This is a genomic window from Thermus sp. H19.2 (genome assembly GCF_054979525.1).
Genome location: NZ_CM143429.1, coordinates 2,016,604 through 2,031,918, shown reverse-complemented (window position 1 = coordinate 2,031,918; position 15,315 = coordinate 2,016,604). Strand labels below are relative to the sequence as shown.

Here is a 15,315-nt window from a genome sequence, read left to right as displayed (position 1 = left end):
TTTTGGTGTAGCGTAGATGGAGGGGTATACCCCCTTGGAGGCGAGGCATGGAGCTCACGCTGGAAAGCCAAGGCTACCTGGAGGCCCTCTACCGGACCTACCTGGAGGACCCCTTTGCCCTGCCGGAGGAGTGGCGGCGCTACTTTTCCGCCCTCTCCCTCGAGGACGGGCGACGAGAACCGCCCCCTTCCCCGGCCCAGGCGGTGGATGTGGCCTTTCTCCTCAGGGTGGAGGCCTTGCGCCAGGCCTACCGGGAGCTTGGGCACCTGGCGGCTCGGACCGATCCCTTGGGCCGGGGAAGGCCCAGGCCCAAGGCCCTTACCCTCGAGGCCCACGGCCTCTCCCCGGAGGACCTAAGGAAGCCCCTTCCTCCCCTCTTCGGCGCGCCTACCTTGGGGGCCCTCCTCGAGCGCCTGGAGGCCACCTACCTGGGCCCTGTGGGCTTTGAGCTGGCCCACGTGGAGCCCGAGGAGAGGGAATGGCTCCTTTCCCGCGTGGAGGCCCCCTGGCCCAAGCCCGCCCCCGAGGTGCGCAGGCGGGTCCTGGAAAGCCTCATGCAGGCCAGCCTCTTTGAGGCCTTCCTCCAGCGCAAGTACCTGGGGGCGAAGACCTTCAGCGTGGAGGGCCTGGAAAGCCTCATCCCCCTCCTTAAGGAGGCGGTCTGGGAAGCGGCCAAGCACGGGGTGCGGGAGGTGGTCCTGGGCATGGCCCACCGGGGCCGGCTCAACGTCCTGGCCCACGTGGTGGGGAAGCCCTTTGAGCGCATCTTCCGCGAGTTTGAGGAGATCTTCCCCGAGGGCTACGCGGGAGACGTGAAGTACCACCTGGGCTTCTCCAGCGACCAGGAGACCCCCTTCGGCCCGGTCCACGTCTCCCTCAACTTCAACCCGAGCCACCTGGAGTTCGTGAACCCCGTGACCCTGGGGCGGCTTCGCGCCAAACAGGACCGCTTCGGGGACCGGGAGAGGAGGCGGGGCCTGGCCATCCTGGTCCACGGGGACTCGGCCTTCATCGGCGAGGGCATCGTCCAGGAGACCCTGAACCTCTCCCAGCTTCCCGGCTACCAGGTGGGGGGCACCCTCCACGTGGTGGCCAACAACCAGCTGGGCTTCACCACCCTGCCCTCGGAGTACACCTCCTGCCGCTACCCCACGGACATCGCCAAGATGGTGGGGGCCCCCATCTTCCACGTGAACGCCGAGGCCCTGGACGAGCTCCTCTTCGTCCTCGCCCTCGCCTTGGAGTACCGGAGCCGCTACGGCAAGGACGTGGTCATTGACCTCGTGGGCTACCGCCGCCGGGGGCACAACGAGACGGACGAGCCCACCTTTACCCAGCCGGACATGTACGCCCTCATCGCCAGGCGCCCTGAGCCCTGGCGGGTCTACGCCGAGGGCCTTCTGGCGGAAGGGGTGGTCTCCGAGGCGGAGCTCAAGGCCTGGCAGGAGGCTTACCTGGAGCGGCTGGAGAGCGAGTTCGCCCGGGTGAAGGCCGAGCCCGGACCCGTGGTGCCCCACGGGCTTTCCGGCTTCTGGCAGGGGTACGTGGGCGGGCCCGACCACCGGGTGCCCGAGGCGGACACCCGGGTGTCCAAGGAGCCCCTGAAGAACCTCCTGGTGCGCCTGGCCACGCCCCCTGAGGGCTTCCAGGTCCACCCCAAGCTCAAGCGCTTCCTCGAGGCCCGCCTGGAGATGGCCGAGGAGAAGCGTCCTGTGGACTGGGCCACGGCCGAAGCCCTGGCCTTCGCCACCTTGGCGGTGGAGGGGCATAGGGTGCGCCTCACGGGGCAGGACGCCCTCCGGGGCACCTTCACCCAGCGCCACGCCGCCCTCTACGATTACCAGACCGGAAGGCCCTACATCCCCCTCCAGCACCTGGCGGAGGGCCAAGCGGAGGTGGAGATCCACAACTCCCCCCTTTCCGAGGCCGGGGTCTTGGGGTTTGAGTACGGGTACAGCCTGGACTACCCCGAGGGGCTCGTCCTCTGGGAAGCTCAGTTCGGGGACTTCGTCAACGCGGCCCAGGTCTACATCGACCAGTTCCTGGCCAGCGCCGAGGCCAAGTGGAACCGCCTCTCGGGCCTCGTCCTCCTCCTGCCCCACGGGCTGGAGGGCCAAGGCCCCGAGCACTCCTCGGCGAGGCTGGAGCGCTTCCTGCAGCTTGGCGCCAAGGACAACCTCCAGGTGGCCTACCCCACCACCCCCGCCCAGTTCTTCCACCTCCTCCGCCGCCAGGCGAAGCGGAAGATCCGCAAACCCCTCGTCGTCATGACCCCCAAAAGCCTCCTCCGCCACCCCGAGGTGGTTTCCACCCTGGAGGAGCTCGCGGAGGGGCGCTTCCAGAAGGTGATCCCCGAAAGGGTCAAGGGGGCGAGGAAGGTCCTCCTCACCTCGGGCAAGGTCTACTACGAGCTCCTGCAGAAGCGGCGGGAGCTTCAGGCGGAGGACGTGGCCATCCTGAGGCTGGAGCTCCTCTACCCCTTCCCCGAGGCCGAGCTTCGGGAGGCCCTCGGCGCCTACCCCAAGAAGGTGCCCGTGGTCTTTGTGCAGGAGGAGCCGGTGAACCAGGGAGCCTGGTGGTACCTCTCCGCCCGCTTCTGCGGGGAGATCTACGGCCACCCCTTCACCGTGGTGGCCCGGCCCGAGTCCCCGAGCCCCGCCGTGGGCTCCTCCAAGGTCCACAAGCTGGAGCAGGAGGAGCTTCTGGAGGAAGCGTTCAGGTAAGGAGGCAGCCGTGCAAGAACTCAAGGTGCCCTCCGTGGGCGAAAGCATCGTGGAAGTGGAGATCGGCGCTTGGCTGAAGGGGGAAGGGGAGGCCTTCCGGGCGGACGAGCCCTTGGTGGAACTCATCACCGACAAGGCCACCTTGGAGCTCCCCGCCCCCTTCCCTGGGACCCTGAAGCAGATCCTGAAGAGGACCGGGGAGACCGCCCGGGTGGGGGAGGCCATCGCCCTCCTGGAGGAGGGGAGGGCGGAGGCCACGCCCCAGGCGCCCGCCGAGGCCCAAAAGGAGCCCGCCCCGGAGCCTTTGGCCATGCCCGCCGCGGAGCGCCTCATGCAGGAAAAGGGCCTCTCCCCGGCGGAGGTCCAGGGGACGGGCCTAGGCGGGCGGATCCTCAAGGAGGACGTGATGCGCCACCTGGAGGAAAGGACCCCCGCTAAGCCCCAGGAGGCCCCGCCGCCTCCTCCCCCCTCCCGCCCCGCGCCCCCGCCCTCCGCCCCCACGCAGCCTCCCGCCGACAAGCCCTGGCGGGTGGACGAGGTGGTCCCTATGACCCCCCTGCGCCGCCGCATCGCCGAGAGGCTCCTCCTGGCCCGCCAGACCACGGCCATGCTCACCACCTTCAACGAGGCGGACATGTCGGCGGTGATCGCCCTCAGGAAGGAGTTCGGCGAGGCCTTCCAGAAAAAGTACGGGGTGAAGCTCGGCTTCATGAGCTTCTTCGTCAAGGCCGTGGTCCAGGCCCTCAAGGAGATCCCCGAGCTCAACGCCGAGATCCGGGAGGGCCACATCGTCTACCACCGCTACTACGACATCGGCATCGCCGTGGGCGGGGGCGAGGGCCTGGTGGTCCCCGTGATCCGCGACGCCGACCGCCTCTCCTTCGCCGAGATCGAGCGGAAGATCGCCGATTTTGCCGAAAGGGCCCGCACCAAGAAGCTCAGGCCCGAGGAGCTCATGGGGGGCACCTTCACCATCACCAACGGGGGGATCTACGGCTCCCTGAACTCCACCCCCCTTCTCAACCCGCCCCAGGTGGGGATCCTGGGCATGCACGCCATCCAGGAGCGCCCCGTGGTCCGGGACGGCCAGGTGGTCATAAGGCCCATGATGTACCTGGCCCTCTCCTACGACCACCGCATCGTGGACGGGCGGGAGGCGGTCACCTTCCTCCGCCGGGTGAAAGAGCTCGTGGAGAACCCGGCGCGGCTCCTTCTGGAGGTGTAGCGTGTACGACCTCCTGGTGATCGGCGCCGGGCCCGGGGGGTACGTGGCCGCCATCCGCGCGGCCCAGCTCGGGATGAAGGTGGGGGTGGTGGAGAAGGAGAAGGCCCTAGGGGGGACCTGCCTCAGGGTGGGGTGCATCCCCTCCAAGGCCCTTTTGGAGACCACTGAGCGCATCCACGAGGCCAAGAAGGGCCTCCTCGGGGCCAAGGTGAAGGGGGTGGAGCTGGACCTTCCCGCCCTCATGGCCCACAAGGACAAGGTGGTCCAGGCCAACACCCAAGGGGTGGCGTTCCTCTTCAAAAAGAACGGCATCGCCCGCCACCAGGGCACGGCCCGCTTCCTCTCCGAGCGCAAGGTTTTGGTGGAGGAGGCGGGGGAGGAGCTGGAGGCCCGCTACATCCTCATCGCCACGGGAAGCGCCCCCCTCATCCCCCCGTGGGCCCAGGTGGACTACGAGCGGGTGGTGACCTCCACCGAGGCCCTTTCCTTCCCCGAGGTGCCGAAGAGGCTCATCGTGGTGGGGGGCGGGGTGGTGGGCCTGGAGCTCGGGGTGGTCTGGCACCGCCTGGGGGCGGAGGTCGTCGTTCTAGAGTACATGGACCGCATCCTCCCCACCATGGACCTCGAGGTCTCCCGGGCGGCGGAGAGGGTCTTTAGGAAGCAGGGCCTCACGATCCGCACCGGGGTGCGGGTCACCGCCGTGGTGCCTGAGGCCAAGGGGGCCCGGGTGGAGCTTGAGGGAGGCGAGGTCTTGGAGGCGGACCGGGTCCTCGTGGCCGTGGGCCGGAGGCCCTACACCGAGGGGCTGGCCTTGGAAAACGCTGGGCTTGCCACCGACGAAAGAGGCCGGATCCCCGTGGACGAGCACCTGAGGACCCGCGTTCCCCACATCTACGCCATCGGGGACGTGGTGCGGGGTCCCATGCTCGCCCACAAGGCGAGCGAGGAGGGGATCGCCGCCGTGGAGCACATGGCGCGGGGCTTCGGCCACGTGGACTACCAGGCCATCCCCAGCGTGGTCTACACCCACCCCGAGATCGCCGCCGTGGGCTACACCGAGGAGGAGCTCAAGGAGAAGGGCATCCCCTACAAGGTGGGGAAGTTCCCTTACTCCGCCTCGGGCCGCGCCCGGGCCATGGGGGAGACGGAGGGGTTTATCAAGGTCCTGGCCCACGCCAAGACGGACCGCATCCTCGGGGTCCACGGGATCGGGGCCCGGGTGGGGGACGTCCTGGCCGAGGCCGCCCTGGCCCTCTTCTTCAAGGCGAGCGCCGAGGACGTAGGCCGCGCCCCCCACGCCCACCCCTCCCTTTCCGAGGTCCTCAAGGAGGCCGCCCTGGCGGCGTGGGAGCGGCCGATTCACCTTTAGGGGGTCGTTAGGGTCAGGGTGAAGCAGTAGGGGCCCAGGCTCCAGGTGCCCAGGAGAACCGCCAAAGGTGCCTGGACCTTGAGGTTTTCCTCCTTGCTGTAGAGGAGGAGAAGGTACCGTTCGGGGGGCGCCTCTAAGGGGAGCTCTACCCAGCCCTGGGGGTTTGTGAGGCGAGGCAGGCTTTGCCGGATGGGCAGGCGGTTTGGGGAGACCTCTTGGAGCAGGACCAAGACCCCAGGTAAGGGCGCGCCGGTTTTGGTGGCCCCTACCCGCAAGACCCAGGTGGGTTTGGGTTCCTCTGGGGGTCTGGGCCGGGGGATGGGGGCCTGGCCCAGGGCGAGGCCCAAGAGGAAGAGCACGAACAGGCCGACTTTACGTTCCATGGCTTCCTTCCATGCGAAGGTCCCCGGGTGGGCCCGGGGACCTGGCCGGCAGCTCTACTGACCTAGCAAAATGTCCAGGCTGGCCTTGGCGTCCACCAGGCCGTAGCCGTACTGCCCCCCGGCGGCGTAGTCCGGTTTGGCGGCCTGAGCGGTCAGCTTGGCATTGGCCCCCTGCTCCAAAGCCAGGCGAATGGCTTCTGGAGCGGCGTCCGGCTTGGCGGAAAGGAGCAGGGCCACCACCCCGGTCACGTGGGGGGCGGCCATGGAGGTGCCTCCCAAGAAGGCGTAGGGATCACCGGGGTTCTGGGCCACGGGGACGGTGGAGAGGATGGCGGCTCCCGGTGCCACCAGGGTCACGTAGGGACCAGCATTGGAGAAGCCTGCTCGGCGGTTGTCGTTGCTGCTAGCTCCCACGCCGATGACCCCGGGAAGGAGGGTGCTGTAGCTCACCGGATAGGAAGGCCGGTTGCCGGAGCGGTAGGAGTTCCCAGCGGAGAAGACGTAGATGACCCCCTTGCCCGTACCGTACTGTAGTACATCCAGGTAAGCCCTGCTCCGCCCCCCGGAACCCCAGGAGTTGTTCACCACCTTGGCCCCGCAGTCGGCGGCGTACTTCAGGGCCCGCACCAGCATGTAGTTGGTGCCGCCGAAGTAGCCCAAGCCCCGTAGGGCCATGATCCTGGCCTCGGGGGCCACGCCCACCACGCCCTGCCCGTTGGCCGCAGCGGCGATGGTGCCCGCCACGTGGGTGCCGTGGCCGCCGGAGTCAGAGGGGTCGGGGTCGTCGTCCACGAAATCATAGCCGTGAAGGCCCGGGCAGGCGGCGCTGTTGGGGTTGGGGTTGGTCCAGAGGTTGGCCTCGAGGTCGGGGTGGGCGAGGTCTACTCCCTCATCCACCACCGCTACCACCACGCCTTGGCCCCGGTAGCCCTGGTCCCAGACCTCAGGGACCCGGATGCGGTGGATACCCCAGAGGTAGGGGACGTTGGTGTAGGGGGTGCCGTCCGCTCCGGTGGCCGCTAGGGGGTCCCCCGGTGGGACGCTGGTGAAGTAGGGGTCGGTGACGTTCTGCGAGTAGGTCTGGGGCCTTAGGGCCTGGGGCTTTTGGGGAAGGCTTAGGGTGGTGAGGACCTCCCGGGCAGGGTTCGCCACCCAGTAGTTGGGCTCCGCATACTCCACCTCAGGGCGTGTGCTGTAGGCCTGGATGTAGGCCTCCTCTTGGCCCTCGGGGACCTTCACCCGCACCAGGCTTCCCCAAGCGGGGTCGGAAAGGCTTTGCACGGCCAGGCTCTCCCCTAAAGGGGCCAGGCTTTGGGGCCGGAGGCCGGGCTTGTACTTGACCAGGATCTCCCCAGCCACTGCTGGCTCGCCCCCGATGGCGGTCAGCCTGGGCCCGGGGGAAGGGGCCTGGGTTTGCGGGTTCTGGCCACAAGCGGCAAGAAGAAAAGCGAGGAAAAACAGGTTCTTCCAGCGCATAGCTTCCTCCTTACTGGACGGTGAAGGAGCGGGTTTCGCTCAGGCTCTCCCGGTAGCCGTTTTGTAAGAGGTTCTGGTAGGCGGCCTGGGGGCCGGGAAGGTAGCCAAGGTTTTCCCGGAAGACCTGGGCCAGCTCGCCCCGGTAACGGTTAGCCGAAGAGGCTTGTAGATGCCGCAAGCGTGGGTAGCGCTCCAGCTCCAGGTAAAGCCGGGCCTGAAGGGCGGCGGGGTCCGTGCCGATATAGTCCAGTGTCTCCGTCTGGTCGTCGGTGTAAACGTCCCAGAAGTAGGTGGCTCCGCTCTGCAAAGTCGCGGGGACAGTGATGGAGGTGTTGGGGGTGAAGCCGGCCCAGACAAGGGCGCCTTGGTCATCGTACACCGAGACCACGTAGACCTTGGCCCCGTTCACGGGGTTCCAGGAAAGGGTGGGGTTGGCCCCTAGGCTGGCCCCATCGCCCACTTGGAGCTTGGGGGTGTCCAGGAAAGCGGCGGTGAGGTTTTGGCTAAGGGTGGTGCCATCCTGCCACTGGTAAACCTGGGAAAAACCTTTCAGCTGGTAGGTATTCGGATCCAGCCGCAGGGCCGTGTGGAGGAAGGCGATCTGCTGGGCGGTGCTTCCAGAAGGGATCTTGTACACCCGGACCGTCTTGGTGGTTTGCCCAAGGTAGTAATATTGCCCGAGTTCCACCTCTCCCGAGTGGATAGCGTGGACAAAGGAGGGAACGCTTACAGCGAAAGCGTTCCAGTTGGGATCGCTGAGGTCGAAGTTGAATTCGGAGAGGCCGGAGTAGTCATGGGTTACCTGGAGGGTGGCAACCCGGTTCGGGTTGGTCCCGGGTTCAAAGGCCTCCAGATCCACGTTTTGAGCGGTGGTGGAGCCGTTCAGGTAGACCCGTACCTCGGGGATGTACTGGAACTGGCTCCAGTAGTACTCGGTGGCGGTGTTGCAGTTCCCCGTGTCGGTTCCCGTGTAGTTCCCCGCCCAGAGGCTTCCCGAGGCGGCGTAGAGGTTGTTGGTGGAGGTTACGGGGATCTGGTACTGGCCGCTTCCGTCCGTGGTCACGGTGCGGAAGCCCCCGAAGATGACGAGTCCGTCCTCGCAAGGTTGGGGCGGGTCAAAAAGCTGGGAGGGGCTTCTGGGCGTGGCGCTCGCCACCGGGTTGCCGTTTAGGGTCACCGTTCCCGCCACGTACCCCGTGCGGGCAGGGTAGCCTGGGAGAGTCTTGGAGGATGAGGTGGGTAGATAGATGTTCAACTCCGAGGCGGCGCCGTAAGGGGATTTGTAGGCGGCCATGGGTACTGCCTCGTAGGTAAGGGCCGCCATCCCCTGGCCTGCGGGGGGGATGACGGTCAAGGTAAAGGTCTGGGCGCTTCCGGGGATGCTCACGGTGAAGCTTCCGTCTAGGCCCGTGGTGGTCTGGACGCTCTGGTTCCCCACCTTCACCACCACCTTAGCCCCATGGACGGGCTGGCCGCCTGCGCTTGGGCTGGTGAAAACTTGGCCTTGGAGGTTTTGGGGGGGTGGGGGCGTGCAGGCCCACAGGGTAAACCCTAGGAGTCCGAGAATGGCTGGCCAACGCTTTTTCATGCCGACCTCGCTCAGTTTCGTCCGCAATCCTAAAAGTTGCACACCTTTCCCGTCAAGGGAACGGGGTTGTATACTTATGCACGCCCCCTCGAGGGGGTAGACTGGGAGAGACATGAAGATCGTCTTGGCCTACTCCGGCGGACTGGATACCAGCATCATCCTCAAGTGGCTCAAGGAGACCTATGGGGCCGAGGTCATTGCCTTCACCGCGGACATCGGCCAGGGGGAGGAGGTGGAGGAGGCCCGGGAGAAGGCCTTGAGGACCGGGGCCTCCAAGGCCATCGCCTTAGACCTCAAGGAGGAGTTCGTCCGCGACTTCGTCTTCCCCATGATGCGGGCTGGTGCGGTGTACGAGGGCTACTACCTCCTCGGCACTTCCATCGCGAGGCCTTTGATCGCCAAGCACCTGGTGCGGATTGCCGAGGAGGAGGGGGCGGAGGCCATCGCCCACGGGGCCACGGGGAAGGGGAACGACCAGGTGCGCTTTGAGCTCACCGCCTACGCCCTGAAGCCCGATATCCGGGTCATCGCCCCCTGGCGGGAGTGGAGCTTCCAGGGGCGCCAGGAGATGATCGCCTACGCCGAGGCCCACGGCATCCCCGTTCCCGTGACCCAGGAGAAGCCCTACTCCATGGACGCCAACCTCTTGCATATTTCCTACGAGGGGGGGGTCCTCGAGGACCCCTGGGCCGAGCCCCCCAAGGGGATGTTCCGCATGACCCAAGACCCCGAGGAGGCTCCCGACGCCCCGGAGTACGTGGAGGTGGAGTTTTTCCAGGGCGACCCCGTGGCGGTGAACGGGGAGAGGCTCTCCCCGGCGGCCCTGTTGCAAAAACTTAACGAGCTCGGGGGGCGGCACGGGGTGGGCCGGGTGGACATCGTGGAGAACCGCTTCGTGGGCATGAAGTCCCGGGGGGTCTACGAGACCCCGGGGGGGACGATCCTCTACCACGCCCGGCGGGCGGTGGAAAGCCTCACCCTGGACCGCGAGGTCCTCCACCAAAGGGACCTGCTCTCCCCCAAGTACGCCGAGCTCGTCTACTACGGCTTCTGGTACGCTCCCGAGCGGGAGGCCCTCCAGGCCTACTTTGACCACGTGGCGAAGAACGTCACCGGCGTGGCCCGGCTCAAGCTCTACAAGGGGAACGTCTACGTGGTGGGAAGGAAGGCGCCCAAAAGCCTCTACCGCAAGGACCTGGTCTCCTTTGACGAGGCAGGGGGCTACGACCAGAAGGACGCCGAGGGCTTCATCAAGATCCAGGCCCTGCGTCTCCGGGTGAGGGCCCTTGTGGAGAGGGAGGGCCATGGCGCATAGGACCTGGGGGGGGCGCTTCGGGGAGGGGCCGGATGCCCTCGCGGCCCGCTTCAACGCCTCCCTCCCCTTTGACCGGGCTTTGTGGCGGGAGGACCTCTGGCAGAACCGGGTCCACGCCCGCATGCTCCACGCCGTGGGCCTCCTCACCGAGGAGGAGCTTAGGGCCATCCTTCAGGGCCTGGACCGGATAGAGGAGGAGATCCAGGCGGGCACCTTTCCCTGGCGGGAGGAGCTGGAGGACGTCCACATGAACCTCGAGGCCCGCCTCACCGAGCTCATTGGCCCCCCGGGGGGCAAGCTCCACACCGCCCGTAGCCGCAACGACCAGGTGGCCACGGACCTGAGGCTTTTCCTGCGGGGGGCTATAGACGAGCTCCTGGCCCTCCTTCTAGAGCTCCGGCGGGTCCTGGTGCGGGAGGCGGAAAGGCACCTAAACCCCCCCTACGTTCTCCCCGGCTACACCCACCTGCAACGGGCCCAGCCCGTGCTCCTTGCCCACTGGTTCCTCGCCTACTACGAGATGCTTAAGCGGGACGCAGGGCGCCTGGAGGACGCCAAAGAACGCCTCAACAAAAGCCCCCTGGGGGCGGCCGCCCTCGCGGGGACGGGCTTCCCCATAGACCGCCACTTCACCGCCAGGGAGCTTGGCTTCAAGGCCCCCATGCGGAACTCCCTGGACGCGGTGGCCTCCCGGGACTTCGCCCTGGAGGTCCTCTCCGCCCTAAACATCGGCCAGCTAAACCTCTCCCGCCTCGCCGAGGAGCTCATCCTCTTTAGCACCGAGGAGTTCGGCTTCGTGGAGATTCCCGACGCCTTCGCCACCGGGTCTTCCATCATGCCCCAGAAGAAGAACCCGGACATCCTGGAGCTCATCCGCGCCAAGGCGGGGAGGGTCCTCGGGGCCTTGGTGGGGCTTTCGGCGGTGGTGAAGGGGCTTCCCCTCGCCTACAACAAGGACCTCCAGGAGGACAAGGAGCCCCTTTTGGACGCCCTCGCCACCTACCGGGATAGCCTCAAACTCCTTACCGCCATGCTCCCGGGGCTTAGGTGGAAGCGGGAGCGGATGTGGCGGGCGGCGGAGGAGGGCTTTGCCCTGGCCACGGAGCTCGCCGACTACCTGGCGGAGAAGGGGCTTCCCTTCCGGGAGGCCCACCACGTGGTGGGGAGGCTCGTGCGAAGGCTTGTGGAGGAGGGGCGGGCCCTCAAGGACCTCACCCTGGAAGAACTCCAGGCCCACCACCCCCTCTTCGCCGAGGACGCCCTCCCCCTCCTCCGGCTGGAGACGGCCATTCATAGGCGCCGCTCCTTCGGGGGGACGGCCCCGGAGGCGGTGCGGGAAAGGCTTTGGGAGGCCAAGAAGGAGGTGGGCCTTGACTGAGACGGGTCTTCCCCTGGCCACGGTGGCCCTGCCCGAGGTGCGGGGAGAGGCCGCCTTAGAGCTCCGCAAGGCGCGGCTAAGCGACGTGGACGCCATCTACTGGCTCATCCGCTACTGGGCGGAGAAGGGCCTGATGCTGGTGCGGAGCCACAGCCACCTCTACGAGAACATCCGGGACTTCTGGGTCCTCGAGGACGAGGACGGCCAGATCGTGGGCACCGTGGCCCTCCATGTCCTCTGGCGGGACCTCGCCGAGATCCGGGGCCTCGCCGTCCACCCCGCAAGGCAGGGCCAGGGCCTGGGCCGCTGGCTCGTTTTGGGGGCGGAGCGGGAGGCGCGGGACCTGGGGCTTCCCCGGGTCTTCGCCTGGACCCTCCAGGTGAACTTCTTCCGCAGGCTCGGCTACCGGGTCACGAGCCGGGAGGCCCTTCCCCCCAAGGTCTGGAGCGAGTGCAACGCCTGCCCCTTCTACGAGAACTGCCGGGAGATCGCCGTCATCAAGGAGTTTTCCCCGGGGGCTTCCGGGGGCTAGAATGGACGGGATGGGCACCCTGACCCGCTACCTGGAGGAGGCCATGGCCCGGGCCCGCTACGAGCTCATCGCTGATGAGGAGCCCTATTATGGGGAGATCCCCGACCTCCCCGGGGTCTGGGCCACGGGGAAGAGCTTAAAGGAGTGCGAGGCCAACCTGCAGGCGGCCCTTGAGGACTGGCTTCTCTTTCTGCTCTCCCGGGGTGAGACCCCCCGCCCTTGGGCGAAGTCCGCGTTGAGCTACCCCATGGCGAGGCGGCTTAGGCCCGTTTCCCGGAGGGAGCTCGTGGCCAGGCTTAAGGCCTTGGGGTTTTCCGGGCCCTACACGGGGGGCAGGCACCCGTTCAGGGTGCGGGGGTCCGTCCGCCTGGTCTTGCCCAATCCCCACCGAGGGGAGATGGGTGTGGACTAAAGCGCATCCTGAGGCAAGCGGGGATAGAGGAGGAGGAATGGCTGGAGTGAAGGAGCGCGCCGTTTTGGTCCTGGAGGACGGGACCGTCTACCACGGCTACGCCTTCGGCGCCCGGGGGAAGACGGTGGGGGAGGTGGTCTTCAACACCGCCCAGACCGGCTACCAGGAGATCATGACCGACCCCAGTTACCACGGGCAGATCGTGGTCATGACCTACCCCCACCAGGGCAACTACGGGGTGAACGTCTACGACATGCAGTCCAACCGCCCCTGGGTGAGGGGCTTTGTGGCCAAGGAGTTTAGCCGCGTGGCCTCCAACCCCCGGGCCCAGCAGACCATCGGGGAGTTCATGGCGTTCTACGGGGTGGTGGGGATCGAGGGCATAGACACGAGGGCCCTGGTGCGGAAGATCCGAGAAGGTGGGGTCCTGAAGGGGACCATCGCCCACGCGAGCCTCTTCGGCGCTCCCGACCACGCCTTCACCGAGGAAGAGCTCCGGGCGCTCCAGGAGGAGGCCCGCTCCTGGACGGACATCGACGGTCGGGACATGACCCCCGAGGTCTCCACCCCCCTGCCCTACGCCTGGCCCACCCTGAAGTCGGGGCGGCGGATCGTGGTCATGGACTTCGGCATCAAGCACGCCATCGTGGAGAACCTGGCCGCCCTCGGCTTTGAGGTCATCGTGGTTCCCGGGAAGACCCCGGCCCACCAGATCATGGCCCTGGAGCCCCACGGCCTCCTCATCTCCAACGGGCCCGGCGACCCCACCATGCCCCGCTACGCCCACGAGACCATCTGGAAGCTCATGGGGCTTCTGCCCACCTTCGGCATCTGCCTGGGGCACCAGCTTCTGGCCCTGGCGGCGGGGGGGCGGACCTTCAAGATGAAGTTCGGCCACCGGGGGGCGAACCACCCGGTGAAGAACCTCCAGACGGGGAAGGTGGAGATCACCAGCCAGAACCACGGCTACGCCGTGGACATTGACTCCCTCAAGGACTTCCGCCCCACCCACGTGAACCTGAACGACGGCACCCTCGAGGGCATGGCCCACGCCCGCTACCCCGTCTTCTCCGTCCAGTACCACCCCGAGGCCGCCCCGGGCCCCCACGATGCCCTCTACCTCTTCCGCCGCTTCCTGGAGGAGGTGGAGGCCTTCCACGGGGCCACGGGGCTTCCCGTGGAGAAGCAGCGGGCGGACCAGCACGGGATCTGACGCCACCCCATGCCGGCCTAAGCCAGCATGGGGGCCCCGGCGAAAGGTTTCCTGGGGGCTTTAGTAGTCCATTCCCCGGATGTGGCCTTCCTCGTCCACGTCAATCCCGAAGGCCTGGGGGGTCTTGGGGAGGCCGGGGAGGGTCTCTATCCCGCCCATGTAGACCACCACGAAGCCCGCGCCCAGGCGGCAGCGGAGGTCCGTGACCCGCACGGTGAAGCCCCGGGGCCTGCCCCGGAGCCTGGGGTTGTCGGAGAGGGAGGTGGCGGCCTTGGCCACGACCACGGGCAGGGCCTCGCACCCCTCCTTCTTGGCGGCCTTGAGGGCCCTCTTGGCCTCCTCGCTCCACTCCACCCCTTCTGCCCCGTAGACCCGGGTGGCGATGGCCTCCACTTTCGCCTCCAGGGGGGCCTCGAGGGGGTAGAGGGGCCGGTAGGCGTGGGGCAGGTCCAGGGCCTCGAGGACCTTCTCGGCGAGCTCCAGGCCCCCTTCGCCCCCCTTGGCGTAGACCTCGCTCGGGGCGAAGGGAAGGCCCCTTTCCTCGGCGAAGCCCTGCACCAGGGCGATCTCCTCCGGGGCGTCGCTCGGGAAGCGGTTTAGGGCGATCACGGGCTTGTAGCCGAAAAGCTCCACGTTCTCCACGTGCTTTTCCAGGTTGGCGAGGCCCTCCTTCACCGCCTTGGGGTCCGGCATCCCGTAGGCGTCCTGCCCTCCGTGGTAGCGAAGGGCCCGCACCGTGGCCACCAGGACCACCGCCTCGGGGACGAGGCCCGTGGTGCGGGCCACCACGTTCATGAACTTCTCCAGGCCGAGGTCCGTGGCGAAGCCCACCTCCTGCACCACGTAGTCGGCGAGGCCCAGGGCGAAGAGGCTCGCCCTCAGAGAGTTGGTGCCGTGGGCGATGTTGCCGAAGGGCCCCATGTGAATGAAGGCGGGGCTGCTCTCGGCGGTCTGCACTAGGTTGGGGAGGAAGGCCTGCCGGAGGAGGGCGGCCATGGCCCCCACCGCCATGAGGTCCTCCGCGTAGACCGGCTTGCCCTCGTAGGTGAAGCCCACCCGCATCCGGCCGAGGCGCTCCTTCAGGTCCCGGAAGTCCCGGGCCAGGCTCATGAGGGCCATGACCTCGCTGGCCACGGTGAGCTCAAACCCCCCTTCCCGGGGCACCCCGTGGGCCTTGCCCCCGAGGCCCAAGACGATGTGCCTTAGGGCCCGGTCGTTCATGTCTATGGCCCGCTTGAGCTCCACGCGCCTGGGGTCAATCCCAAGGGGGTTCCCCTGGTGCAGGTGGTTGTCCAGGAGGGCGTTGAGGAGGTTCACGGCGCTGGTCACCGCGTGGAAGTCCCCGGTGAAGTGGAGGTTGATCTCGTGCCGGGGCTCCACGCGGGCCCTTCCGCCCCCCGTGGCCCCGCCCTTGACCCCGAAGACGGGCCCCAGGGAGGGCTCCCTCAGGGCCAAGGCCGCCCGCTTCCCCAGGCGCCAGAGGGCGTCCACCAGTCCGATGGCCGTGGTGGTCTTCCCTTCCCCCGCCGGGGTGGGGGTGATGGCCGTGACGAGAACCAGCCTGCCCTTGGCCTTCGGGGGCTCCCCCAGGACCTTGGCCATGTGGGGGCCGTAGAGGTAAAGCCGGTCCCGGCCTAGGCCGAGCTTCGCCGCCACTTCCTCTATGGGTAGGAGGCTTTCCTTGACGACCACGGGGTCAGC

12 protein-coding genes and 1 pseudogene are annotated in these 15,315 nt (G+C 67.5%); 9 read left to right on the top strand and 4 right to left on the bottom strand.

Going from position 1 to position 15,315, the window contains the following annotated elements; genetic code table 11:
* Window positions 1-47 precede the first annotated feature (47 nt).
* The 3 genes from ACY5J6_RS10975 to lpdA are packed head-to-tail and all read left to right on the top strand — an operon-like array spanning window position 48 to window position 5,317.
* Window positions 48-2,723, top strand: coding sequence for a 2-oxoglutarate dehydrogenase E1 component (locus ACY5J6_RS10975; protein WP_462845161.1), 2,676 nt, complete (start codon window positions 48-50; stop codon window positions 2,721-2,723).
* A 10-nt stretch (window positions 2,724-2,733) separates the two neighbouring features.
* Window positions 2,734-3,948 (top strand): 2-oxoglutarate dehydrogenase complex dihydrolipoyllysine-residue succinyltransferase, encoded by a 1,215-nt coding sequence (gene odhB / locus ACY5J6_RS10970; RefSeq protein ID WP_462845159.1) that lies wholly within the window; start codon window positions 2,734-2,736, stop codon window positions 3,946-3,948.
* A gap of 1 nt (window position 3,949) precedes the next feature.
* On the top strand, window positions 3,950-5,317 hold the full coding sequence (lpdA, locus tag ACY5J6_RS10965; protein WP_462845157.1) for a dihydrolipoyl dehydrogenase: 1,368 nt from the start codon (window positions 3,950-3,952) through the stop codon (window positions 5,315-5,317).
* Here the strand turns inward: lpdA and ACY5J6_RS10960 are convergent.
* Genes ACY5J6_RS10960 through ACY5J6_RS10950 form a run of 3 tightly spaced genes read right to left on the bottom strand, consistent with a single transcriptional unit; the run spans window position 5,314 to window position 8,626 of the window.
* On the bottom strand, window positions 5,314-5,700 hold the full coding sequence (locus tag ACY5J6_RS10960; RefSeq protein WP_462845155.1) for a hypothetical protein: 387 nt from the start codon (window positions 5,698-5,700) through the stop codon (window positions 5,314-5,316). The two genes, lpdA and ACY5J6_RS10960, sit on opposite strands and share 4 nt — an antisense overlap.
* A gap of 54 nt (window positions 5,701-5,754) precedes the next feature.
* A complete protein-coding gene (locus ACY5J6_RS10955; RefSeq protein ID WP_462845153.1) occupies window positions 5,755-7,176 on the bottom strand; it encodes a S8 family serine peptidase in 1,422 nt (473 codons plus the stop codon).
* Window positions 7,177-7,186: 10 nt separating this feature from the next.
* Entirely contained in the window at window positions 7,187-8,626 is a 1,440-nt protein-coding gene (locus ACY5J6_RS10950) for a hypothetical protein (protein ID WP_462845151.1), read from the bottom strand.
* Between the two features lie 250 nt (window positions 8,627-8,876).
* Here ACY5J6_RS10950 and ACY5J6_RS10945 point away from each other — a divergent pair, with 250 nt between their 5' ends.
* The 6 genes and pseudogenes from ACY5J6_RS10945 to carA all read left to right on the top strand — a co-directional run bounded on the left by ACY5J6_RS10945 (window position 8,877) and on the right by carA (window position 13,614).
* Window positions 8,877-10,079, top strand: coding sequence for an argininosuccinate synthase (locus ACY5J6_RS10945; protein ID WP_462845149.1), 1,203 nt, complete (start codon window positions 8,877-8,879; stop codon window positions 10,077-10,079).
* Window positions 10,069-11,457: an argininosuccinate lyase gene (gene argH / locus ACY5J6_RS10940; RefSeq protein WP_462845147.1), complete on the top strand. Its 1,389-nt coding sequence runs from the start codon at window positions 10,069-10,071 to the stop codon at window positions 11,455-11,457. Before ACY5J6_RS10945 ends, argH begins: the two co-directional genes overlap by 11 nt.
* A complete protein-coding gene (locus tag ACY5J6_RS10935) occupies window positions 11,450-11,989 on the top strand; it encodes an N-acetyltransferase (RefSeq protein WP_054638056.1) in 540 nt (179 codons plus the stop codon). The genes argH and ACY5J6_RS10935 overlap by 8 nt, the downstream gene beginning before the upstream one ends.
* 1 nt (window position 11,990) lies before the next feature.
* Window positions 11,991-12,253, top strand: a pseudogene (locus ACY5J6_RS10930) (type II toxin-antitoxin system HicB family antitoxin).
* Window positions 12,237-12,401 (top strand): type II toxin-antitoxin system HicA family toxin, encoded by a 165-nt coding sequence (locus ACY5J6_RS10925; protein ID WP_462845145.1) that lies wholly within the window; start codon window positions 12,237-12,239, stop codon window positions 12,399-12,401. Before ACY5J6_RS10930 ends, ACY5J6_RS10925 begins: the two are co-directional and overlap by 17 nt.
* A 37-nt stretch (window positions 12,402-12,438) precedes the next feature.
* On the top strand, window positions 12,439-13,614 hold the full coding sequence (carA, locus tag ACY5J6_RS10920; protein WP_462845143.1) for a glutamine-hydrolyzing carbamoyl-phosphate synthase small subunit: 1,176 nt from the start codon (window positions 12,439-12,441) through the stop codon (window positions 13,612-13,614).
* Window positions 13,615-13,674: 60 nt separating this feature from the next.
* On the opposite strand, the gene ACY5J6_RS10915 is transcribed toward carA, so the two are convergent.
* Complete coding sequence (locus tag ACY5J6_RS10915; RefSeq protein ID WP_462845141.1) at window positions 13,675-15,306, bottom strand: formate--tetrahydrofolate ligase; 1,632 nt, start codon at window positions 15,304-15,306, stop codon at window positions 13,675-13,677.
* Window positions 15,307-15,315 lie beyond the last annotated feature (9 nt).